Annotated in this window: 25 protein-coding genes; all 25 read left to right on the plus strand. The window is 31.4% G+C overall.

Annotated elements, in window-relative coordinates; translation table 11 throughout:
- Window positions 1-10: 10 nt before the first annotated feature.
- Complete coding sequence (locus tag N3C_RS00220) at window positions 11-457, plus strand: chemotaxis protein CheW (RefSeq protein WP_074364044.1); 447 nt, start codon at window positions 11-13, stop codon at window positions 455-457.
- Between the two features lie 10 nt (window positions 458-467).
- Window positions 468-956 (plus strand): chemotaxis protein CheD, encoded by a 489-nt coding sequence (locus N3C_RS00225; RefSeq protein WP_074364045.1) that lies wholly within the window; start codon window positions 468-470, stop codon window positions 954-956.
- Between the two features lie 13 nt (window positions 957-969).
- A complete protein-coding gene (locus tag N3C_RS00230) occupies window positions 970-2,022 on the plus strand; it encodes a protein-glutamate methylesterase/protein-glutamine glutaminase (RefSeq protein WP_074364046.1) in 1,053 nt (350 codons plus the stop codon).
- A gap of 11 nt (window positions 2,023-2,033) precedes the next feature.
- A complete protein-coding gene (locus tag N3C_RS00235) occupies window positions 2,034-2,801 on the plus strand; it encodes a CheR family methyltransferase (RefSeq protein WP_074364047.1) in 768 nt (255 codons plus the stop codon).
- 17 nt (window positions 2,802-2,818) lie between these two features.
- Window positions 2,819-4,849, plus strand: a complete 2,031-nt coding sequence (locus N3C_RS00240) for a chemotaxis protein CheA (protein WP_074364048.1) — start codon at window positions 2,819-2,821, stop codon at window positions 4,847-4,849.
- Between the two features lie 35 nt (window positions 4,850-4,884).
- On the plus strand, window positions 4,885-5,484 hold the full coding sequence (locus N3C_RS00245) for a chemotaxis protein CheC (protein WP_074364049.1): 600 nt from the start codon (window positions 4,885-4,887) through the stop codon (window positions 5,482-5,484).
- Window positions 5,485-5,517: 33 nt separating this feature from the next.
- Window positions 5,518-5,877 carry a response regulator gene (locus N3C_RS00250; protein ID WP_074364050.1) on the plus strand — a complete coding sequence of 120 codons (360 nt, stop codon included), beginning with the start codon at window positions 5,518-5,520 and terminating at the stop codon, window positions 5,875-5,877.
- Between the two features lie 43 nt (window positions 5,878-5,920).
- On the plus strand, window positions 5,921-6,322 hold the full coding sequence (locus tag N3C_RS00255) for a chemotaxis protein CheW (protein ID WP_074364051.1): 402 nt from the start codon (window positions 5,921-5,923) through the stop codon (window positions 6,320-6,322).
- A 19-nt stretch (window positions 6,323-6,341) separates the two neighbouring features.
- On the plus strand, window positions 6,342-7,337 hold the full coding sequence (gene fliM / locus N3C_RS00260) for a flagellar motor switch protein FliM (protein WP_074364052.1): 996 nt from the start codon (window positions 6,342-6,344) through the stop codon (window positions 7,335-7,337).
- A complete protein-coding gene (fliY, locus tag N3C_RS00265; protein ID WP_074364053.1) occupies window positions 7,330-8,532 on the plus strand; it encodes a flagellar motor switch phosphatase FliY in 1,203 nt (400 codons plus the stop codon). Before fliM ends, fliY begins: the two co-directional genes overlap by 8 nt.
- 217 nt (window positions 8,533-8,749) lie before the next feature.
- Complete coding sequence (flgM, locus tag N3C_RS00270; RefSeq protein WP_074364054.1) at window positions 8,750-9,025, plus strand: flagellar biosynthesis anti-sigma factor FlgM; 276 nt, start codon at window positions 8,750-8,752, stop codon at window positions 9,023-9,025.
- A complete protein-coding gene (locus N3C_RS00275; protein WP_074364055.1) occupies window positions 9,025-9,438 on the plus strand; it encodes a flagellar protein FlgN in 414 nt (137 codons plus the stop codon). The genes flgM and N3C_RS00275 overlap by 1 nt, the downstream gene beginning before the upstream one ends.
- Before the next feature lie 10 nt (window positions 9,439-9,448).
- Window positions 9,449-11,266, plus strand: coding sequence for a flagellar hook-associated protein FlgK (gene flgK / locus N3C_RS00280; protein WP_074364056.1), 1,818 nt, complete (start codon window positions 9,449-9,451; stop codon window positions 11,264-11,266).
- 18 nt (window positions 11,267-11,284) lie between these two features.
- Complete coding sequence (gene flgL / locus N3C_RS00285) at window positions 11,285-12,301, plus strand: flagellar hook-associated protein FlgL (protein ID WP_074364057.1); 1,017 nt, start codon at window positions 11,285-11,287, stop codon at window positions 12,299-12,301.
- Between the two features lie 14 nt (window positions 12,302-12,315).
- Window positions 12,316-12,741 carry a flagellar assembly protein FliW gene (fliW, locus tag N3C_RS00290; RefSeq protein ID WP_074364058.1) on the plus strand — a complete coding sequence of 142 codons (426 nt, stop codon included), beginning with the start codon at window positions 12,316-12,318 and terminating at the stop codon, window positions 12,739-12,741.
- 5 nt (window positions 12,742-12,746) lie between these two features.
- Window positions 12,747-12,965 carry a carbon storage regulator CsrA gene (csrA, locus tag N3C_RS00295; RefSeq protein WP_074364059.1) on the plus strand — a complete coding sequence of 73 codons (219 nt, stop codon included), beginning with the start codon at window positions 12,747-12,749 and terminating at the stop codon, window positions 12,963-12,965.
- A 25-nt stretch (window positions 12,966-12,990) separates the two neighbouring features.
- A complete protein-coding gene (locus N3C_RS00300) occupies window positions 12,991-13,347 on the plus strand; it encodes a flagellar protein FlaG (RefSeq protein WP_074364060.1) in 357 nt (118 codons plus the stop codon).
- Window positions 13,348-13,383: 36 nt separating this feature from the next.
- The gene (locus tag N3C_RS00305; protein WP_074364061.1) at window positions 13,384-13,689 is read left to right on the plus strand and encodes a hypothetical protein; all 306 of its coding nucleotides are present in this window, start codon (window positions 13,384-13,386) and stop codon (window positions 13,687-13,689) included.
- 5 nt (window positions 13,690-13,694) lie between these two features.
- Window positions 13,695-14,084, plus strand: a complete 390-nt coding sequence (gene fliS, locus N3C_RS00310) for a flagellar export chaperone FliS (protein WP_074364062.1) — start codon at window positions 13,695-13,697, stop codon at window positions 14,082-14,084.
- 29 nt (window positions 14,085-14,113) lie between these two features.
- Window positions 14,114-16,510 (plus strand): flagellar filament capping protein FliD, encoded by a 2,397-nt coding sequence (fliD, locus tag N3C_RS00315; protein ID WP_074364063.1) that lies wholly within the window; start codon window positions 14,114-14,116, stop codon window positions 16,508-16,510.
- A 114-nt stretch (window positions 16,511-16,624) separates the two neighbouring features.
- Window positions 16,625-16,969 carry a flagellar protein FliT gene (locus tag N3C_RS00320; RefSeq protein WP_074364064.1) on the plus strand — a complete coding sequence of 115 codons (345 nt, stop codon included), beginning with the start codon at window positions 16,625-16,627 and terminating at the stop codon, window positions 16,967-16,969.
- A 307-nt stretch (window positions 16,970-17,276) separates the two neighbouring features.
- A complete protein-coding gene (locus N3C_RS00325) occupies window positions 17,277-18,101 on the plus strand; it encodes a flagellin N-terminal helical domain-containing protein (protein ID WP_074364065.1) in 825 nt (274 codons plus the stop codon).
- Between the two features lie 102 nt (window positions 18,102-18,203).
- Window positions 18,204-19,349, plus strand: coding sequence for a glycosyltransferase (locus N3C_RS00330; RefSeq protein ID WP_074364066.1), 1,146 nt, complete (start codon window positions 18,204-18,206; stop codon window positions 19,347-19,349).
- A gap of 4 nt (window positions 19,350-19,353) precedes the next feature.
- Window positions 19,354-21,342, plus strand: coding sequence for a glycosyltransferase (locus N3C_RS00335; RefSeq protein ID WP_074364067.1), 1,989 nt, complete (start codon window positions 19,354-19,356; stop codon window positions 21,340-21,342).
- Window positions 21,332-22,900, plus strand: a complete 1,569-nt coding sequence (locus tag N3C_RS14925) for a glycosyltransferase (protein WP_074364068.1) — start codon at window positions 21,332-21,334, stop codon at window positions 22,898-22,900. The genes N3C_RS00335 and N3C_RS14925 overlap by 11 nt, the downstream gene beginning before the upstream one ends.
- Window positions 22,901-22,909 lie beyond the last annotated feature (9 nt).

Raw genomic sequence — 22,909 nt, forward strand, 5'->3', positions numbered from 1 at the left:
AGGGTAACAAATGAATTCAGAAATAAAAGTATTAATTTTCTCAGTAAATAATGAGTATTACGCAACAGATATTATGGAGGTTGAGCGAATAATTAATTATGAGGAACCGACTAAACTTCCTGATTCACCGGCGTTTATTGAAGGTGTTATCAATCACGCAGGATCTATATTGCCGGTTTTAAATTTACACAAGAGATTTAATTTAAATGCTTCTTTTGTTAGTGAAGAGCCAAAAATAGTAGTAGCTAAAGAAGAGCAAGGGAGAATTGGTATTATAGTAGATGAAGTATCTGAAGTTACAGATGTTAAGACTGAAAACATTGAACCAGCTCCAGAAGTAGTGGCAGGCATTTCAAAAAGATACATTAAAGGCATAATTAAGATGGAAGATAAAATAGTTGTACTTCTCAATATAACAACCATTTTGACGGAGGACGAGAAGAAACTATTACTTTAAGGTGAAGTGTATGGAGATAAAAGAGATTAGAGTAGGAATTGCAGATTTGAACGTAGTGAGTAATCCGGATAGATTGATTACGGTAGGACTGGGATCCTGTGTGGGGATTGCTTTATATGATGTTGTTCGTAAGGTTGCAGGCTTGGCTCATATTATGTTACCAGATAGTACTCAGTTTACAAATGTAGCAAATCCATATAAATTTGCTGATTCTGCAATCCCCATTCTATTAGAAAAACTAATAGAATTAGGAGCATGCGTACCCAATATACAAGCAAAAATTGCAGGAGGGGCTTCCATGTTCAGCTTTTCTGATAAAAGCTTGATGATGGATATTGGTAATAGAAATAGTAATGCTGTAAAAGCGACCTTGGAAAAGTATAAGATACCCATTATAGCTGAAGATGTAGGTGGAAATAGGGGTAGAACCATGGTGTTAGACAGTGCCACTGGAATAGTGCAAATAAAAACTGTTGGTTTACCTATAAAAGAATTATGATGGGGTGATGTTCTTGAAACACATAAAAGTATTAGTAGTAGATGATTCAGCATTGATGAGAAGAATAATATCAGATATGATAAATTCTGATGAAAATATGAAAGTAATAGATACAGCACGAAATGGAGCAGACCTCTTTAAAAAGTTGGATAAGGTTCTACCAGACGTAATTACCCTGGATGTAGAAATGCCTATTATGAATGGGTTAGAAGCATTAAGAGAGTTAAAGAGAAAGAATATTAATATTCCTGTAATTGTTATAAGTAGTGTAAGTACTACTGCAGCTTCATCCACTATTGAATGTTTGGAATCAGGAGCTTTCGATTTTATTTCAAAACCTTCTGGTCAAATAAGTCTAGATATTGATAAGATTAAAGATGATCTCATTAATAAAATTCGTCTTGCTTATTGTGAATCGTCCAACTGTATCAATTGTTGTGAAACTAAAAATAATAATGCTATTAGAAAAAGTAAAGATAAATCGTCAACTTTTTCTAAAAGAAAGTTAGAAGCGGTTGTAATAGGAGCATCTACTGGGGGACCAAGGGCTTTGTATTCTGTTATTACTGCATTACCTCCCAATATAGGGGTGCCCATATTTGTGGTACAGCATATGCCTGCAGGCTTTACTAAAGCTTTTGCAGATAGATTGAATTCTAACAGTGATTTAAATGTATGTGAGGCAACTCATGGTCAAGATATAAAAAAGAACAACATATATATTGCTCCCGGTGGATATCATATGCAAATTGATAAAAGCAAAAAGATAGAACTAAATAAGGATCCAGCAATTTGGGGCGTTAGACCGGCGGTAGATAAGTTGTTTATTTCCGCATCAAAGGTGTATGGTTCGTCTTTGTTAAGCGTTGTATTGACAGGAATGGGTCGTGATGGAGCCAATGGCACAATAGAAGTAAAGAAGAATGGTGGTATAACAATTTCAGAGCATGAAAGCACCTGTACCATATACGGCATGCCTAAAGCAGCGTATGAAACGGGAATGGTAGATGAGGTATTACCTCTTAATGAAATTCCTTTAGAGATTGTTAGATTAATTATGAACTAGCGGAGGTATATATGGACTTTCTTAAATTTGAACAATGGGTACTAAAAGAATTTGGGATAAATTTATCAGCTTATAAACCTAACCAATTACACAGAAGAATTAATAGTCTTATGTCCAGGGTAGGAGTGAGCGATTTAGATGCTTACATGATGCTTTTAAAAAAGGATCCTGTTCAGAGACAGAAGTTTTTAGATTTCATCACGATTAATGTTACAGAATTTTTTAGGAATCCAGAGATTTTTGAAGATTTATCCAAAAAGATACAAGAAGAATTATTGCCTAATAATAAAAATCTAAAGGTATGGAGCGCTGCTTGTTCTATTGGTGCAGAACCCTATAGTTTGGGCATTATTTTAAATGAAATAGCACCAACTGGTAAGCATAGCATATTAGCAACAGACATAGATACAACCATATTAGGAAAAGCAAAACTTGGCGAATACACAGACAACGACATAAAAAACGTAAAAAAAGAGTATTTGGATAAATATTTTACCAAAGAAGGGGACAAGTATCTTATCGATGATAAGATAAAAAGAATGGTTAACTTTGAAAAGCATGATTTGATTCTGGATAAATACGATAATAACTTTGATTTAATTGTTTGCAGAAATGTAGTTATTTATTTTAACCAGGATATAAAAAATGAAATTTATCAAAGGTTCAGCAGTTCTTTAAAAAAAGGCGGTTTGTTGTTTGTGGGGGCTACCGAAAGTATTTATAATTATAAAGATTTCGGGTTCGCAAAGGCATCAACTTTTATATATAAAAAGCTATAAGGTAAGGAGGAAGTTTCATGGACACACAACAGTATATGTCAATGTTCCTAGAAGAATCAATGGATAATCTTCAGACATTGAATGAGTCGTTATTAGAGCTTGAACAAAATCCCGATGACATTAACAAGGTTAATGAGATCTTTAGAGTAGCTCATACAATAAAAGGCATGGCAGCAACCATGGGTTTCAATCAAATGGCAGAATTAACACACAAGATGGAAGATGTGTTATCAAAATTTAGAGATGGGCAATTAAGTGTAAATCAAGATGTAGTAACTGTATTGTTCCAGTGTCTTGATACATTGGAAAGTATGGTAAGTAATATAGAGTCTGAGGGTGACCAAGAAATAGATATACAATCTGTAATAAATGGATTGGAGGCTATAGTTTCCAATAAGCCTATAGAAAATGTGGAACCTAAAGAAGCAGAGGATTCAGCTGAACCTAAAAATGATGATGTTTCCGAAAGAATAGGCTTAAATGAATATGATATAAATATATTAAAAGAAGCTAAATACAGAGGATTTAATGCATATGAAATAAGAATAGTATTAAGTGAGAATACATTGCTTAAATCTGCAAGGGCCTTTCTAGTATTTAAGAGTCTCGAAGAAAATGGAGAGATAATTAAATCTAATCCATCAACTGAGGACCTTGAAAATGAAAATTTTGATTTAGAGATTAGATTGGTATATGTTACTACTAAAGTTTCCAGTAATATATACGAAAGTATAATGAGTATTTCAGAAATAGATAAAGTAGACGTTTGGGATCTAGATGTGGAAAAATACGCAGCAGCGCTTAGACCAAAAGCAGCTACTCCGCAGAAGGTTGAAGAAAGTAAAAATTCTGCACCAGTGGTTAAAAAGAATGAAGGAAAAGCTTCTAGCAATGCCAAGGATAATACCCATCAGAAGAAAGTTCATCAGTCTGTAAGGGTAGACTTAGAAAGATTGGATAAGTTTATGAATATGGTGTCTGAGCTAGTTATCAATAGAACTAGACTAGAACAAATAAGTTCAAATTACAAGTTAACAGATTTGAATGAGACACTTGAACATGTGGCTAGAATAACATCAGATCTTCAAGATTTAGTTATGAAGATTAGAATGTTGCCTTTAGAGGTAGTCTTCAATAGATTCCCAAGAATGATAAGAGATTTATCAGTGGAACTAAATAAGGATATTGACTTTATAATTAAAGGAGCAGACACTGAACTTGATAGAACCGTTATCGATGAAATTGGTGAGCCTTTAATACATCTAATCAGAAATGCCGCAGACCATGGAATAGAAGACAGAGAGACAAGAATAGCAAGAGGAAAAAATCCTACTGGAACCATAAAGCTTATAGCCTACCAAGAGGGAACTAAGGCTGTGATTAAAGTAGAGGATGATGGTAATGGTATAGATGTGGAAAAGATAAGAAATAAGGCTGAAAAAGTTGGAATAAACACAGAAGGTATGTCAGAAGAAGAAATTAAAAATCTTATCTTTGCTCAAGGATTTAGTACAAATGAAAAGGTTACTGACATCTCTGGTAGAGGTGTAGGAATGGATGTAGTTAAAACAAAAATTACCGCTTTAGGTGGAACTGTTAGTGTGGAGAGTGAAATTGGAAAGGGTTCTTCCTTTATCATAAAGTTACCATTAACACTACAGATTATACAGGCTCTTCTTGTAAAAGTTGGTGCAGATACCCTAGCTATTTCTTTAGGCTATATAGATAGGGTTATTGATTTCAAGGAAGATATGGTGAAGAAGTCTAACAATAGAGAATTTATTATGTATAGAGGTAATGTAATTCCTTTTGTTAGAGTTAATGAAAAATTAAAAATAAAACAAGCAGATAATGAAAATAAATTTGTTGTTATTGTCAAGATTGGAGACAAAACTACAGGGCTCTTGGTAGATTCGCTTTTAGGACAACAAGAAATTGTAATTAAGCACCTAGGTAAAACTTTGAGAAATATGAAACAGTATATAGGAGCAACTATTTTAGGAGATGGACTTGTTACCCTAATACTGGATGTGGCAGCTTTGATCTAATAGGTAGAAAAGCAGATAACCAAGGAGGGTGCATGATGAGTAAAAGGAAATACAGTGCTATGCAGCTAGATGCTTTGGCGGAGGTTGGGAATATTGGTGCAGGTAACGCTGCAACCGCCTTATCACAATTGATTAATAAAAAGGTAAATATGTCAGTACCAGCTGTTAACATTGTACACTTTAATGAAATATTTGATACACAAGAAAGTGAAGAAAGAGTAGTTAGTGTGATTGTCCGCGTATTAGGAGATACTCCAGGAAATATATTGTTTATATTTGATGACGAGACAGCTAATAATATGATAGAATTATTGACGGGAAAAAAGGAAGACAAATTTAGTGAGCTTGGATATTCTGTTTTATGTGAGATAGGAAACATTATTGCTGCTTCTTACATGAATGCAATTGCTAAGTTCGCAAATCTATTGATTTTACCTTCTGTACCCGCGGTAGCTGATGATATGTTAGGTGCTATTTTATCAACTACTTTTATTGAATCAGAACAGTTTGATGATGATGTTCTTGACATAGAAACTATTTTCCAAAATGATGATGACATAAAAATTGGAGGACATTTTTATTATGTGCCTAAACCAGGTTCTTTGGAAAAAATATTAAATGCATTAGGTGTATAATAATAAAATACAGTATTATAAGGAGGATATAAAATGGCTAGAGTGTTAATTGTAGATGATGCTGCATTTATGAGAATGATGATAAAGGACATATTGGAGAAAAATGGTTATGAGGTTATAGGGGAGGCTAATAATGGAGTTAAGGCCGTAGAGATGTATAAAAAAGAAAAACCAGATGTGGTTACAATGGATATAACAATGCCAGATATGGATGGTATCGAAGCTGTAAGACAGATTAAGGCCTTTGATGCTTCTGCAAAGATTATTATGTGTAGTGCAATGGGACAACAAACTATGGTTATGGATGCTATTAGAGCTGGAGCAAAAGACTTCATTGTTAAACCCTTCCAAGCAGATAGAGTATTAGAAGCTATAAAAAAAGTAGTCGGATAAAAATAGGAATTTTAACTATAATACCTTATAGGGGGGAAGGATTTTGCAGATAATTGTATTTAAACTTAACGATGAAGAATTCGCCGTTGAAACTTCAAAGGTTGAAAGTATAAACGATATGATGAAAGTAACAAATGTACCTGCAGCTCCAGCGTATATTAAGGGGTTAATTAATCTAAGAGGAAATGTAATTTCTTTGCTAGATATAGAATTACTCCTTGATGTTGAAAAAAAGAATGGAGAAAAGAGCAATATAATTATATTAAACGTTAAAGATGAATTGGTAGGTATTGCAGTTGATAGTGTCAGTGAAGTAATGGAAGTTAAGGAAGATCAACTAGAGAACGTTACAGATGAAACAAATAAGGCTTATGTTAAAGCCATAGTAAATTTAGGCTCAAAAATAGTTACATTGATAGATATAGATGAATTGCAAATAAATTAGCATGAAATGAGGGAAATGTATGGCAGAAGTCTTATCACAAAGTGAAATCGATGCACTGTTATCTGCCTTGTCATCAGGAGATATACACCCGGATGAGCTTCCTAAAGAAGAAGAGAAACAGAAGGTAAAGTTATACGATTTTAGAAGTCCTCAAAAATTTTCTAAAGAGCATTTGAGAACTTTGGAATTAATTCATGATAATTTTGCTAGAATAATTTCAAATTTTCTCACTGCTCAAATTAGAACTAACGCAAAAATTAAAATTGAATCTATAGAACAGATTACCTATGAGGAGTTTATACATTCAATTCCTAATCCTACGATATTAACTACTTTTAAAATGCCACCTTTAAGCGGATCAATTTTATTTGAAACAAATCCTTCCTTTGTTTTTCAAGTAAATGATATTTTATTAGGTGGTAAAGGTGATAGACAAAGCAAAATTAGGGAATTTACAGACATCGATAAAAATATTATTAGACAAATTAATACTGGTTTGATATCAAATCTAAGGTTGGCTTGGGAAGATATCATTGATGTAAATCCAGAAATTGAGGCCTTAGAAACAAATCCAGCATTAAATCAGACCTTGGCGCCAAATGAAGCAGTAGCACTAATAACCTTCTCCTGTGAAATAGGATTAAATTCAACCTTTATTAATATGTGTATTCCTTATATAAGTATAGAGAAGGTGTTGGATAAGTTAGTTGTTCAATATTGGTTCCAGCAGGCCGATGACGAGTTAGTAAAAGAGTCCCGACAGAAGTTAAAGGAAAGATTAAACATAGTGGATGTGAACTTGACAGCTGTATTAGGGAAAGCTCAAATTACAGTTGATGATTTCTTGAAGCTTAATATAGGTGATGTAGTAACCTTAGACAGTAAAACAACTGACGCAGTTACAGTTCTAGCAGAGGATAAGAAGATATATTATGCTCGGCCAGGAATTATAAAGAAGTATAGAGGAATTGAGATATTAGATATGATTGATAAGGATGTGGAAAGTTATGAGTAATGGATTTCTTTCTCAAGAGGAAATTGACGCACTATTAAATGGCGGTGATAGTTCTTCAGCTCCACAGGAGGAAGAAGAAATATTATCTGATGTAGAAAAAGACTTATTAGGTGAAGTTGGAAATATCTCAATGGGTTCTGCATCTACTGCGCTGTCACAAATATTAAATCAAGCAGTAAATATAACTACGCCAGTAGTTACTATAACAACTTTAGATGAATTAAGCAAAACCTTCCAAGTGCCTAACCTTGCTTTAGAGGTAAAATATACTAGTGGTATAATAGGTGGAAACTTATTAGTTATGAAAATAACCGATGCTGCTATTATAGCTAGTTTAATGATGGGCGGTGACGGAAAGGTTTCAGCAACAGAGTTAACTGAGATAGAAGAAAGCGCAGTAGCTGAGGCTATGAACCAGATGATAGGTTCCGCAGCAACTTCTATGGCAACAATGCTTGCCAGAGAAGTAAATATCTCTCCACCGGTATCAATGATTTGGACTGGTAATTCTGATATTGCCATAAACAATATTGATACCAGTGAAAAAATTGTTAGAATTTCTTTTAGTCTAACTGTGGGAGATTTGATTGATAGTACTATTATGCAAATACTCCCAATAGAAACAGCCAAAAAAATAGTTTCAATAATGATGGGTCAAGAGGATAGTGAAATGAATAATAATACTTCGACACCTGTTTCTCAAGGAAGCTCTACACAAGAAAACTACAGCACTTCTCAACCGCAATATAATAATAAAAATCAAAATTATAACCAAAATCAAGTTAGTAACCAGTATTCAAATTTAGGCTATCAAAATAATTATGGATCAAATAATTTTGATATAGGGCAGAAGCCTATTGAGCAAGGACCACCCATTGAGGTGCAAAAAGCTCAATTTCAACCTTTGCATCCTTCCGGTGAGCATGATCATCCTAAGAATATAGATCTGATTTTAGATGTACCTTTAGAAATATCTGTAGTTTTAGGAAGAACTAAAAAGAGTATTAAGGATGTACTTGCTTTAGGAACTGGATCATTGGTAGAATTAGATAAATTAGCGGAAGAGCCTGTAGAAATACTTGTAAATGGTAAGAAGGTTGCCTACGGAGAAGTAGTAGTGGTAGATGAAAACTTTGGAGTAAGAATTACAAGCATTGTTAGCAATGCTGAAAGAATAAAAAGTTTAGGAAAATAATTTGATTATAATAATGGAAAGTTTATTATGATAAAACTTTCTATTGTATTTTCCTCATTGAACTCGGGACAGTAGATCCCGAGTTTTAATTTTTTACATAGAAGCACTTATGTATAAATTTAATATGTAAAGACTACTTATCAATTTCAGTATAAGGTATAAACTTTATAAAAATATAAACGATAAATAACTAAAGGAAACTTGTGGGGGGATTATTATGAAAATAAATGGAGTAAGTCCAAGTAAAATTATTAATTTATATAGTACAAGTAAAAAGTTAGATATCAAGGATGCAAGCAAAGTTCATAGGGATTCAATTGAAATATCTAGCATTGGAAAGAGCTTAAGTAATATGTGCTTAGATGATAATTATGAAATATCAGAGAAAAGGCTAGATGAAATCAGAGATGAGATTTCTAAAGGAACTTATAAGGTAGATTCAAAATTAGTAGCACAAAGGATGATAGACTTCATGAAAGGAAGAGAAGTATAATGGACTCTGAAAGATTAAAGAGTATAATGCAAAAGGAAACAGATGCTTTAAAAAATCTTCTTTCCTTGCTAGAAGAACAGCATAAATTATTGTTGGGGAATAAAGTTTTTGAATTGGAAGCAATGGTAAGCAAAATACAGAATGTGAATAAAGAAATTGCTGAACTTGAAATGGAGAGAAGAAAAATAACTGCTGGAAAAGTTATGAGTCACATAGTTATGGAGACTAAAGATTTGGACTTGGAAAATAGTTATCGCAATATAAAAAAATTACTAGCACAGTTACAACTTCAGAAGGACACAAATGACACGCTAATTAGGCAAGGTTTAGGTTTTAGTACAAGGATGCTAAATCTGATAACACCAGATAGAAAAATGCAAACCTATAATGCTTACGGAAAACTTAGAAGATAGAGGTGAAAGAATGTCAGGATTATTTAATACTTTTAATATAGCAAAAAAAGGGTTATTTGTTCAGCAAAAGTCTATAGAAGTTACTTCTCACAATATTGCCAATGCCAATACAGAGGGATATTCAAGACAAAGAGCTGAGATACAAACCACCAGGCCTTTTGGTATGCCAACTCTAAATACTACAGCAGAAGTTGGTCAGCTTGGTACAGGTGCAGAAGTTTCTGCTATAAACAGAATAAGAGATAGCTTTATAGACTATCAAGTAAGAACAGAAACAAGTACTTATGGTCAATATGAGGCTAGAGAAAAATTTCTGCATGAAATTGAAAGTATCTTTAACGAGCCTACTGAAACAGGAATCTCAACATTAATTGGTAAGTTTTTTGATTCTTGGCAACAACTTTCCAAGCAGGCTAATAGCTCTAATGCTAGAACGGTTGTGGCTCAGCAATCTGCAGCTTTAGCAGACGAATTAAATCACACCTATACTCAGTTAAAGAATCTAAAAGAGAATGCTAGTTCATTAATAAGGAGTTCTGTATTTGAAATTAATAATTTATTAAATCAGTTAGATCAGGTAAACCAACAGATAATTGGTGTTAAAATAGCTGGCAATATTCCAAATGATTTAATGGATAAAAGGGATTTGCTTTTAGATGAACTTAGTAAAAAATTTAATATTAATTTAGATAAAACATCCTTTGACGGATTTGATGTAAAACCTGTTGATACACAAGGTGTAAAGGACGGTTACGTATTAAAATCAGAGAACAATGATGATGCTAAAAGATTTTCATATATAACTAACATTGAAGATTTAGGCGGTGGTACCTATAAACTCACCTACTATAAGCTAGGAGATATGACTTCTGAAAAAAATAAGATGACCATTACCGTTACTGGCTTAGACGATGATGCAGTTAAAGAGATTTCTCATACAAGAGTGCTTTGGGCCTCTCAGGACGGAACTGCAATAAAGGGAGATGGTTGGGAAATTAAAGATGGGGCTACTGTTTCCTATGCTGAATTGCAATTATTTCAACCTTCCTCTGGTGAATTAAAGGGATATATGTCTGTAATGTCAGATATCGAAAGTTATATGGATCAGCTAAACAGTGTAGCAAAAGCTTTAGCTTTCACTGTTAATGCAGTACACAGCGGTATGACAGATGTAACTTCCGCAGGGGACCCTGCAAAAGATTTTGTGCCTTTCTTTGTAAATAGTCAGGTAGCAGAATATAGTAATGGTATTTTAAATAATCTAGATGCTGTATTGGCTGCAGAAAAGAACATAACGGCAGAAAATATTAGCGTAAATGTAGAACTTTTAAAAGACGTTATGAAGATTAAAACTAGAACACATGACAATGAGTTTGATTATACAAAGAATAATAACGTAGACGGTGAATCTGATGGTGAAAGAGCAAAAGCTATAGCAGCACTTAGATATACTTTAATAAAAGTTCAGGATTTTGGAATTAATATTAATGAAAGAAAAGATTTATTTGATCCTCTTAAAGGTGGAAGTGTTCTAACAAATAATGGTATGACTATTAAAGATAACACTAATGGTACTACTATAGATAATTACTTTAAAGATACTATTGATAAATTAGGGGTCCAGACACAGGAGGCTAAAAGAATAGTAAAGAATCAGCAATCCTTGTTGGATAGTTTCACTGAAACTAGACTTAGTATATCTGGTGTTTCTTTAGATGAAGAAATGACAAATTTAATTCAATTTCAACATGCATATCAGGCTAATGCAAAAATAATCAATACGGTAGATGAATTATTAGATGTTATTATTAATGGTTTAGTAAGATAGTAAAAAGAGGTGATAAATTTGAGAGTAACCAATAAGATGTTATCAACTAGCTTTTTGAGAGATATGGGCAACAATCTTAGTAATTTACAAGAGCTTCAACAACAAATGACTTCTGGGAAAGAAATAAGAAGACCATCAGACAATCCTTTTAAGGTAGCTAGAGCTATGCAGCTTTACAGTAATATTAATGCTAATAAACAGTATAAGGAGAATATTAGCGATACTATAAATTGGTTGGATACCACAGATACTGCTTTAGGTCAAGCAGGAAATGTTTTGCAAAGAGTTAGAGAACTTCTTATATCTGCCGGTAATGCTTCCTATAGCGAAAGTGAGAGAAAAGCTATCAAAGATGAAATTAATGAAAAAATAGGTGAACTTGCACAAATTTTGAACACTAATTTCGATGGTAAGTATATATTTGGAGGTACAAGAGCTACTACAAAACCTGTAGATTCCGCTCCAGATGCAAATACTAACAATACAAAACTTTTTTATAACTCTAGAAGCGGATCAGAGCTAGAACTAAATTCTACAGATTTAAATGTTCAAAATGAACTGGCCATGATTAAAACTAAAATGTCTGTAGAAATATCACAGGGAGTAAGCATGGAATATAACGTAACTGCAGCGGATGTACTTCAATTTACCAGTGAAGATGGAACTCAATATAATTTAATGGAGCTTTTAACCAACATAACTAATCATTTAGATGGAAAAGATAATAATGGTAACGCTGATACTGATAAAGCACTAGAGCTAATTAATACAAGTGATCTTAAAGGTATAACAGATGCTATTAATAATCTGCTTAAAATTCGTTCTGAAGTAGGAGCTAAGCAAAATAGAATGGAAAGTGCTAAGTTTAGAAATGAAGAGGAAACCTACAACATGAAAGAAATTCTTTCAGAAACTGAGGATATAGATATAACTGAAAAAACTATGGAATACGCTATTATGCAGACAGTTTACATTGCATCCTTACAAACTAGTGCAAGAGTACTTCAACCAACCTTGATGGATTATCTAGGTTAGATAGGAGAGGTAAAATGAAATTTCAAACTACGCATCATGGAATAATAGAATATGATGAAGCTGATGTAATAACTTTTATAAAAGGTTTACCTGGATTTGAAGGACTATCAAAATTTGTGTTATTACCTGTAGAAGGAAATGAGGGGTTTAATATTTTACATTCTATAGAGGATCCTGATATAGGTTTGGTGACCATAAGTCCTTTTAGTATTGATGAGTCATATGAGGTTGAACTTAAGGATGGAGTGATTAAGAGGCTTAATATAGAAAAGCCAGAAGATGTATTGATACAGAACACAGTAACTCTACATTCGAAGGTAGAAAATATTACAGTAAATTTAAAGGCACCAATAGTAATAAATATAAGTAACAAATCAGGGGAACAAATAATATTAGATAGTGATAAATATCTGATCAAACATCCTTTAGTTCAGGAGTGATAATTATGTTAGTTATAACAAGAAAAAAGGGAGAATCTCTTTTAATTGGTGATGATATAGAAATTACAGTGGTTAAAGTTGATGACGGCTCTGTTAAATTAGCTATTAATGCACCTAGGGATATTACCATTTTAAGAAAAGAACTTTACAAAGAAGTAGAAGAAGAAAACAAGACAGCAGCAGTTTTTAATTTAGATTTGTTAAAAAATATAAAGAAAAAATAGTAAGTAGTATTAAGAGGTGAATAATATGGAAGTTATGAAAACTGGTCAAGGAAGACTAATACAAACAGCAAACCTCAACTTGGAAGGTCAAAATAATACTAGCAATATAAATAATGAATTAATAGAGGCTAAATACGACGGAGAAACAGAACTAAAGGAAGATTCTCTAAAAAAGGCTATTGAAAAACTTAATAGTTTTTTAGAGGATAATGATACCTATGCAGAATATGAAGTGCATGATAAATTTAGCAATGACATAATTATAACTATAAGGGACAAAAAAACGAATGAAATTATAAAGGAAGTTCCGCCTAAAAAAATATTAGATATGGTTGCTAAAATGTGCGAAATGGTTGGAATCCTTGTCGATAAAAAGGCTTAATTTATTAGATTAAGCTATTGATAAGGAGGGGGATGTATGGAGTTTAGGATCAATAAAGTTGATACGGACTTAAGACAGAAAATCAATGATACAACTAGAGAGGGAAAGGTTCATACAAAAGAAGGTGTTTTAATATACAAACATAAATATGATGAACGAAAACATCAAAAGAATAATAAAAGAACCCCCAAAGAAAAGTTTGAAATAAAAAAATATATTAAAAATAAGAAAATAACTATTGAGGCAGTAAAAGTAGAAAAAATAAGTATAAAAGCAGAAAAGGAAGAAGCATTAAAAAACGCTAATGAGTACAGAGGAGTATTCATTGATAGCAGGAGGTAAATAAAATGGCTTTAAATAATCCTTATGCAGTATATAAAAATAATAGTGTAAATTTCGCATCTAAGGAACAGTTACTTTTGATGTTAGTTGATGGTGCGGTTAAGTTTGCCAAGTTAGGTAGACAAGCTATTATAGATAAGAAGATTGCAGAAGCACATAAAAATATTGTAAGGACTCAGGATATATTTTATGAGTTGATGGCTACTTTAGATGTACAAGCAGGCGGAGACTGGGCAAGAAAGTTAATGAGTGTCTATGACTTTATTGTTAGAAGACTTGTGGAAGCAAATTTAAAAAAGGATATAGCAATAATGGATGAAGTAATACCATTAGTAGAGGAAATTAGAGATACATGGTATGAAGCTTATAAAGTATCTAAAGGAGCTTCTAAATAAAAATTTAGCAATGGATAGGAGGTATATAAATGGCAAGTACTAGTAGTACTAGTAGTAATTCTTTAAGAATAACAGGTTTAGCTACTGGATTAGATACAGATAATTTAGTAAAGCAATTAATGCAGGTTGAACAAACAAAAGTAGACAAGGTTTATCAGGAAAAGCAACTACTAGAATGGCAACAGGAATTATATAGAGATATCATTGGAGATATAAATACATTTAAAAGCACTTTTTTTGATGTACTTAAAACCGATTCATATATGCTTTCAGCTAATACATTTTCTAGCTATGAAGTTTCAAGCAGTGCAGCAAAATATGCTACTGCTTCAGCATCAGCAAGTGCAGTGGCCGGTACCTATACTCTCTCAAATGTAGTAACTGCTACTAAGGCAAGTCAAAGCAGTGGCTCTATAAAAGTTAGACAAGCAGAAAATTCAGTATCTTTTCCAGTGACTTTTTCAAAGGATAGTATTACAGTTTCAATTACCGATGAAGAGGGATTAAAGGACTATACTGTTAACTTAACAAAAGGAGAATATAAGAGTCTTAGCGACTTAGCTAATCATATAAATTCTCAATTAGCTAAGGCTAAATTGCAATCTGATGACAGCGAAGTTAATATAGCTTCAAAACTTAAAGCCAAGGTATCTGATGATGGTACTCAAATCTTGTTTGTAAATTCTGATACAGCAAATGAAGTAGTAGTAGAGGGGACAAAACTTGGAGAAAAAGAAGTAGATGGAAAAAAGATTGCAGTAGATACGCTAGTTGACAATGATAACTTTACCTTTGATATAGACATTCAGAAAGATATCAATGACACTTTAATAGTAAACATTGATGGAACTAATTACAAAATAACATTGGAAGCTAAAAAATATAGTCTTGAAGAACTAAAAGACGAAATAAATAATGCTTTATCTAAAGCAGATAAACTAGATACAAAGGGAAATGTAATTCAATCAAATGTTAATTTGATTTCTGATTTAGAAGCTTCCCTTTCCTTTGACGGAACTAGGATTAAGTTAACAAATAAAATAAATTCAGCATCCAGTTCTAATTCTGGAAATATTAATATCAGTGGTAATGCGGTGAAAACTTTAGGTTACAGCAGCACTAACTTTAGTGTATCACCTACTGCTAACAGTAAAATGTCTAGTATAGTTAGTGGTAAGGTAAGCTTTAATATCAATGGAAAAGATTTTTACTATGATTTTGACGGTGCTGATGCCAATAAGTCTATTCAAAATATTATGGATGATATATCTAAAAAGGCAGGGGTTAAGGCTTCCTATAGTGAATTAAGCGGAAAGTTTACTTTATCATCACTTAATACAGGTTCTAGTGAGCAACTAAACGTATCTTGGAAAGACACAGATGGTAAATCTTCAGAGTTTTTAAGCACCATATTTAATATTAATACTACTAATAGCACACAAGATGCTACTGATAGTTCAAAATATACTTTTAAAACTGCGGGAACAGATGCTTCCGTTACTATAAAAGATCCTAATGGGAATGTAAATACTGTAATCAAGTCTACTAATACTTTTACAATAGACGGTGTAACCTATAGCTTATTGCAAAATACTACAACGGAAACAAAGGAAATTGAATTAACAGTAACTGCAAATACAGATAAGGTATTTAATAAAATAGTTGCATTGGTAGATAAATACAATTCTTTAATTGATAAAATTAATTCAAAAATTACAGAGAAAAAGCAGTATACCTATAAGCCATTGACAGATGCTCAAAAGGAAGAAATGACAGAGAAGCAAATCGAGAAATGGGAGGAAAAGGCAAAGCAAGGCTTATTAAAAGGGGATACCTATTTAGATACTATGCTTTCTAAAATGAGAGCAGCCTTCTTTGATCCGGTAAAGAGCAACTTTAGTGATAATCCTTATGATACTAATAATATCGGAATAAGGCTTACAGATATTGGCCTTTCTACTTCTTCAGATATATCACAAAGAGGAAAAATAATTATAGATGAGGCTAAGTTAAAAGAAGCTTTAAAAAATAATCCTGATAAAGTAGCAGAATTATTTACAAAGAAATCAACTTCAAATCCTAACTATAACCCAGATATGTCTTCTACAGATAGAAATCACAGATATCAAGAATCTGGTATTTTCCAAAGAATAAATGATATTCTTCAAGACTATGTAAGAACTACTAGAGACTCCAATGGAAAGAAAGGATTGCTTTTAGAAAAGGCAGGTATTAAGGGTGACTACACTGAATTAAATAATCTTTTATCTAAGCAGTTAACAGCAAAAGAAAAGTTAATTAATGAATTAAAAGAAAAGTTAGCGGTGAAACAGGAAAAATATTATGCTCAATTTGCACAATTAGAGACTGCTATGAATAAACTAAACAGTCAGTCTAGTTGGTTGGCTATGTATTTAGGAAACTAAACTGATTGAGTAAAGGTTCTTTTATATATAAGTTATACATGTTTCAAAGGTTTTATACTTTTGAGCATGTATAACTTAATAGTTGTCATGGAGTTTTGATAAGGAGCGTGAAAAATGAATTCTCAACTTAGAGAAGAGCTTACTAAATATAGAGATACAACTATTGAACTAATAAAGGCTGTTGAAAATGAAAACTATGATATTTTAGATAATTATATTGATCAACGAAGAGAAATAATTAACAGCATAGAAAAATTAAATTTCACTAAGGAAGAGTTTAGAATTGTTTGCAATGAGCTAAAAATTTTATTTTTCCAAAATAATTTAAATAAGCTTATGAATGAAAAAAAGTTAAAAGTAAAAAGACAATTAGAATCAATTAATGATACTAAAAACCTTCAAAGCAGTTATAATAAAAAATTTAGTGTGGATTCAATTTTTTTTAATAAAAAAATTTAAATACCTATAAAGTATTATAAATATCTTACGATATATTAGTATAACAATAAAAAGTTAAAGGTAAAAAGCTAATTAAGTCAATTAGTGATACTAAAAAACTTTAAAATAGGTATAATAAAAAATTTAATGTAGATTTAAATTTTTTTATAAAAAATTTAAAATACCTATAAAGTATTAAAAAGCTTTCACGATAAATAAGTATAACAATAAAATAGTACTATTTTAGAAGTTAAGTTTAACTAACAGTTAAACTTAATATAAATTAAATGGCAAGGATGCCAATTTAAAAAACAAGGAGGATGTAAATATGATAATTAATCACAATCTAAATGCATTAAATGCTCACAGACAAATGGGCATAAACAACACCAGTGCTGGAAAGGCAATGGAAAAGTTATCTTCAGGTTTAAGAATTAACAGAGCTGGAGATGATGCAGCAGGACTATCAATTTCCGAAAAAATGAGATCACAGATCAGAGGATTAGAACAAGGTTCAAGAAATGCACAGGATGGTATTTCCTTAATCCAGACAGCAGAAGGTGGATTAAACGAAACTCATGCTATACTTCAGAGAATGAGAGAATTAGCAGTACAGGCAGCTAACGATACTAACCAGGACGAAGATAGAGCAGCTATAAAGAAAGAGATTGATGAATTAGTTTCAGAAATTGATCATATAGCTAAATCTACAAACTTTAACGGAAAGAATCTATTAAATAATACGAGTAGCACTGAAGTTAATTTACAGATTGGATCAGGTACAGTAAATGATACATTAACACTTTACTTAGCAAGCTTTAATGCAAACTCCACTTCTTTAACAGTTAACAATCTAAAGGTTGATACCAATAGCAATGCAACAAACGCAATTAAGTCTATTGACGATGCTATAAAGAAAGTTTCTACAGCAAGATCAGAACTTGGTGCAAAGCAAAATAGATTGGAACATACAATTACTAACTTAAATACAATGGCAGAAAATCTAACAGCATCAGAATCAAGAATTAGAGATGTTGATATGGCTAAGGAAATGATGAACTTCTCAAAGAACAATATCTTAAATCAGGCAGCTCAAGCAATGCTTGCACAGGCTAATCAGCAGCCACAGGGAGTTCTTCAGTTACTAAGATAATAAAAAAAACCCCTCGATATTAATCGAGGGTTTTTTTATTATCTATTAATATTTTTAACTTTTGAACGATAATACTAGTATATAAACTAAGGAGGTACATTTATGAAAATTACTTTATGTATGATAGTAAAAAATGAAGAGCAATATATTGAAATGTGTCTAAATGAAGCTTTAAAAATAGCTGATGATGCAATAATTGTAGATACAGGTTCCACAGATAGAACGAAGGAATTAATATTAAAATATGGTGATAAAGTAAAGCTATTAGAAAGTCCTTGGAAAAATGACTTTGCAGAAGCAAGAAATAAATCAATAGAACAAGCCACCGGTGATTGGATACTTGTGCTAGATGCGGATGAAAAAATTCTATGTAGTAGAGAGAAACTAGAAGAAATTTTGACTATTACAGAATTTGAAGGCTTTAATCTTCCTATTTATAGTATAGTTGATGATTTACAGATTGCATATTCATGTTTATATTGCAAGTTGTATAAAAATAAAGGATATATATATCACGGTGCTATTCATGAAAATGTGTCTGTTCCATCTGAGAAAGTAACTGATTTGAGTCCGGAAATTTGTAAGATAATCCATTATGGATATATGAAAACAAATATGATTAATAGAAATAAGTCAAAGAGAAATATGGATATTTTAAAAAAGCAAATTAAGGAGAAACCTCAAGATCCTTTTGTAAATTACAACTTAGGTAATGCCTATATGTTAGAGGAAAAGTATGAAGAGGCTTTAAAATATTTTTTGAAGTCACATGAACTGACAAAAGGTACCTTACCATCTTATAAAAGAGTTATGTTGTATGGCATAGCACAATGTCTTTATAGTTTAAAAGACTATGATACTTGTATAGCCTTCTTATCAACATTGATGGCTGAGGATGCAGGTGGAAATCCTAATGTTACAGCAGAACTGACTTTTATGTTAGGAGATTGCTATCATAAAAAAGGAGAGATAAAAAAAGCTATAGCTTGTTTTAATAAATGCTTAAGTATAGGTGAAGCGAGAAATAATATAGCAGTGGTTGGATACGGTAGTTATAAAGCTCAATTTATGCTAGCTAGAATATGTAGAGAACAAGGGGATATTACCAATGCTGTTTTACATTACATGGAGGGGCTATTTAGTCCGTATAATTTCCTTAAGGTGGGAGAGAATGAAATACGTGAATTTTTGATAAAGCACAATCTAGACGTAATATTGAATGAACTAGATACTTTGCTAAAGGGGTGATGAAATGAAGACAAGTATAATAATCTTAACTTATAATAAATTAGATTATACGAAATTATGTATTAATAGTATAAAGAAGTATACCAAGAAAGGAACCTATGAAATAATAGTAATTGATAATAAATCTACAGATGGAACAATTGAATGGTTAAAGAATGAAGAAGAAATTAAAGTAATATTCAATGATGAGAACTTAGGCTTTCCTGCTGGATGTAATCAAGGTATAAAAATATCCGAAGGTGAAAATATTTTATTATTAAACAATGACACTATAGTAACGCCTAATTGGTTAGAAAATTTATTAAATTGTTTATATAGCTCAGAGGATATAGGGGCTGTAGGAGCAATAACTAATAGTTGTTCCAATTATCAAGCTATTCCTGTAACATATAAAAACATAGACGAAATGATTGAATTTGCTAAAAATAACAATAAAAGTGATTCTGATATGTGGGAAGAACGTTTGAGATTAATTGGTTTTTGCATGCTAATTAAAAGGGAAGTTGTTAATAAGGTAGGTTTTCTTGATGAGAGATTTACTCCAGGTAATTTTGAAGATGATGATTATAGTTTAAGAATACGAAAAGCCGGATATAGATTGATGTTGTGTAAAGATACTTTTATTCATCATTTTGGAAGTATTTCTTTTGGAAAAGGTACTGAAAAATATCTGGAATTGTACTATAAAAATTTAAAGAAGTTTGAAGAAAAGTGGTCCTTAAATGCAATGAATTTAAATGAAATTAGAAAAGATATCACAATGTTAATAAAAGAGGATAGAAGTTGTCATTTTACCTTGCTACATATTAATTGTGGTGGGGGAGGAACTTTATTGGATATAAAAAATCAATATCCTAAATCCACTCTTTTCGGTATAGAGAAGGAAAATAATCTTGTTATCAACACCAATCACTTTGCAAATATAAAAATTGGTGATTTTACAACAATATCACAGTATAATGAGGGTTTTTTTGATTATATTATATTTTCTAATGTTTATGAAATTGGTTACAAGGATTTGATAAAAAAAGTATGTAAATATATTAAGGATAATGGGTCGTTAATAATTATATTACCTAATCAATTTATAAATAAAAGAGATGAAATAGAATACCAAGTTTATAAGTATTCTAGCAATGCTATTATAGAAATGAATGAAACATATGATGGTATAATATTGAAAATAAATTTTCATCATGAAGACTATGTTAAAAGAAAGTATATAAATATTAAAGATGAAGAAGAAACAGAGTTAATCCAGTCAATGATAATAACTTTGTTAGATGATGAAAGTAAATTAAAGCAAATTTTTGATGATTTTGAATCAAATAAGTATAGTTTAGATATATTAATTCGTCTTAGCATCGCTTGCTATGAAAACAAGATGTTTGATTTAGTAATTCCTATATTGCAGAAAGTATTAGAAATGGACGAGAATAATAAAGATGCATTAATAAATATGTCACTTTTTTTGCATCAAATTGGTGAAGTTGAATTGGCCAAAAATTTTTTAAATAGAATAGCAGATCAAGATGAAGAGGTTGATCAAATATGGCAGCTATTAAATGACAACTCAATCAATTTTAATCTAGATATAGAACAAGAAATGAAGTTTTTACTAAGGAGAATTGAAAATGATATACAACCAGTAGAAAGTTTTGATAAAATCTATCAGTTATATAAGGAGTATTCTATTCAGCATAGTGATTTTTCTTCAGTGATTGAAAAGGATATTGTTAATAGAGAAAAAGTGTTATTACTGATAGGATTAAATTCTTATCGAATTAAAGACTACGAATTTGCTTTATTTGCTCTAATTGAAGCTTATAAACTAAATCCTCAAAATTTAGATGTAGCATATAATTTAGCATATATGTTATATAGATTAGGAGAAAATGAAAAAGCTGTTGGAATTCTGAATGATTTGGAAGAAAAGGATGAGGAAATTATTGCTTTAGTAAACGAGATAAGGATGGAGAATTATGGTGGATAATAAGATATGTTTTATTACATGTGTAAATAATGAAAGAGTATATGAAGAATCGCTAATTTATATAAAAAATCTAAACATACCTGAAGGATTTGTGGTGGAATATAGAGCATTAAGGAATCAAAAATCTATAACAAGTGCCTATAATTTTGCAATGAAGGATTGCGATGCTAAGTATAAAGTATATTTACACCAAGATGTCTTTATAATTAATAAAAATTTTATTTTTGACATATTGGAAGTTTTTAATAATGAAAATATTGGAATGATTGGTGTAGCGGGATCTAAAGCAATTCCTACAAATGGTGTATGGTGGGAGTCTAATAAAACGTATGGTAAGGTTTATGATAGTCATACAGGAAAAATATCACTTCTACAGTTTAGTGAAGTAGTCGAAAAATACGAAACAGTAAAAGCTATTGATGGACTCATAATGATTACACAATATGATATACCTTGGAGAGAGAATATCTTTGATGGCTGGCATTTTTATGATATATCTCAAAGCATCGAGTTTATTAAGGCTGGATATGAAGTTGTTATACCTAAACAAAAAGAGCCTTGGTGCATACATGACTGTGGGATTGTTAATGTGAGAAATGGCTATGATTATTATAGGGAGAAGTTTTTAAAGGAATATTCTAAAGACATTTTTCCATTGGTCAGCATCTTAATTCCAACTTACAATCAAGTTAATTATCTGAAAAAAGCATTGGAAAGCGCTCTAAATCAGACTTATTATAATATTGAAATAATTATCGGAGATGACAGTACTAATAACGACGTTAAAGATTTTATAAAGCCATATATAGATAAATATAACAATATTAGATATTTCCGAAATCAACGAACAGAGATGGATTATGGTATATCCAATGGTATTAATCTTTTCAAAGAGAGTCGAGGGGAATATATAAACTATCTATTTCATGATGATATAATTCATCAAGATAAGATAAATTACATGATGAATTATTTTATTGAAAGAGATGATATATCATTAATTACATCTCATAGGCAGCTGATTGATGCAAATGGAAATATGTTAAATGACAATCACGCTACCCAAAGATTGTTTTCAGAGGATAAGATTATAGATGGTAAAGAGCTTATGCTATTTTGCTTAGACAATTTTACCAACTTTATTGGTGAACCAACTTCAATACTTTTTAAAAAATCTTCGTTGAAAGAGGGCTTTGGATTTTTTAATGGCAATCACTATACAACCAATATTGATCTTGCCACTTGTTTTTCTGCATTACAAAATGGAAAAGGAGTTTATGTTTCTAAAAGCCTAAGTTATTTTAGACAGCATTCCAAACAGAATTCCAACAATTTAGAAATACAAGCAAAAGGTGTGATTGAATGGAGGAAACTGGTAGAAGATTCGTATCAAACAGGTCTTATATCCTCAAAAGAGGAATATTTGAAGCTACTTGCAAAGTGGATTAGAAGTTTTTCTTATATATTCCAGCTTATATTAAATCAAAACTGTAGTGCTAGTTTAAAAGCACAATTAGAAGAGACGTTTTCTAACACAATAAAAACTTTATTAGATTAAAATAAAAGA

This window comes from Clostridium sp. N3C, assembly GCF_900095445.1.
Classification (GTDB): domain Bacteria; phylum Bacillota; class Clostridia; order Clostridiales; family Clostridiaceae; genus Clostridium_AU.

What these genes read in the sequence shown, in the direction of transcription:
- fliY (WP_074364053.1), top strand. Translation starts at nt 7,330, where the DNA reads ATGAGTAATGGATTTCTTTCTCAAGAGGAAATTGACGCACTATTAAAT.
- flgM (WP_074364054.1), top strand. Translation starts at nt 8,750, where the DNA reads ATGAAAATAAATGGAGTAAGTCCAAGTAAAATTATTAATTTATATAGT.
- N3C_RS00235 (WP_074364047.1), top strand. Translation starts at nt 2,034, where the DNA reads ATGGACTTTCTTAAATTTGAACAATGGGTACTAAAAGAATTTGGGATA.
- csrA (WP_074364059.1), top strand. Translation starts at nt 12,747, where the DNA reads ATGTTAGTTATAACAAGAAAAAAGGGAGAATCTCTTTTAATTGGTGAT.
- N3C_RS00220 (WP_074364044.1), top strand. Translation starts at nt 11, where the DNA reads ATGAATTCAGAAATAAAAGTATTAATTTTCTCAGTAAATAATGAGTAT.
- fliM (WP_074364052.1), top strand. Translation starts at nt 6,342, where the DNA reads ATGGCAGAAGTCTTATCACAAAGTGAAATCGATGCACTGTTATCTGCC.
- N3C_RS00250 (WP_074364050.1), top strand. Translation starts at nt 5,518, where the DNA reads ATGGCTAGAGTGTTAATTGTAGATGATGCTGCATTTATGAGAATGATG.
- N3C_RS00305 (WP_074364061.1), top strand. Translation starts at nt 13,384, where the DNA reads ATGGAGTTTAGGATCAATAAAGTTGATACGGACTTAAGACAGAAAATC.
- N3C_RS14925 (WP_074364068.1), top strand. Translation starts at nt 21,332, where the DNA reads ATGGTGGATAATAAGATATGTTTTATTACATGTGTAAATAATGAAAGA.
- N3C_RS00275 (WP_074364055.1), top strand. Translation starts at nt 9,025, where the DNA reads ATGGACTCTGAAAGATTAAAGAGTATAATGCAAAAGGAAACAGATGCT.
- flgK (WP_074364056.1), top strand. Translation starts at nt 9,449, where the DNA reads ATGTCAGGATTATTTAATACTTTTAATATAGCAAAAAAAGGGTTATTT.
- N3C_RS00245 (WP_074364049.1), top strand. Translation starts at nt 4,885, where the DNA reads ATGAGTAAAAGGAAATACAGTGCTATGCAGCTAGATGCTTTGGCGGAG.
- fliW (WP_074364058.1), top strand. Translation starts at nt 12,316, where the DNA reads ATGAAATTTCAAACTACGCATCATGGAATAATAGAATATGATGAAGCT.
- N3C_RS00320 (WP_074364064.1), top strand. Translation starts at nt 16,625, where the DNA reads ATGAATTCTCAACTTAGAGAAGAGCTTACTAAATATAGAGATACAACT.
- N3C_RS00335 (WP_074364067.1), top strand. Translation starts at nt 19,354, where the DNA reads ATGAAGACAAGTATAATAATCTTAACTTATAATAAATTAGATTATACG.
- N3C_RS00225 (WP_074364045.1), top strand. Translation starts at nt 468, where the DNA reads ATGGAGATAAAAGAGATTAGAGTAGGAATTGCAGATTTGAACGTAGTG.
- N3C_RS00300 (WP_074364060.1), top strand. Translation starts at nt 12,991, where the DNA reads ATGGAAGTTATGAAAACTGGTCAAGGAAGACTAATACAAACAGCAAAC.
- N3C_RS00240 (WP_074364048.1), top strand. Translation starts at nt 2,819, where the DNA reads ATGGACACACAACAGTATATGTCAATGTTCCTAGAAGAATCAATGGAT.
- fliD (WP_074364063.1), top strand. Translation starts at nt 14,114, where the DNA reads ATGGCAAGTACTAGTAGTACTAGTAGTAATTCTTTAAGAATAACAGGT.
- N3C_RS00330 (WP_074364066.1), top strand. Translation starts at nt 18,204, where the DNA reads ATGAAAATTACTTTATGTATGATAGTAAAAAATGAAGAGCAATATATT.
- N3C_RS00325 (WP_074364065.1), top strand. Translation starts at nt 17,277, where the DNA reads ATGATAATTAATCACAATCTAAATGCATTAAATGCTCACAGACAAATG.
- fliS (WP_074364062.1), top strand. Translation starts at nt 13,695, where the DNA reads ATGGCTTTAAATAATCCTTATGCAGTATATAAAAATAATAGTGTAAAT.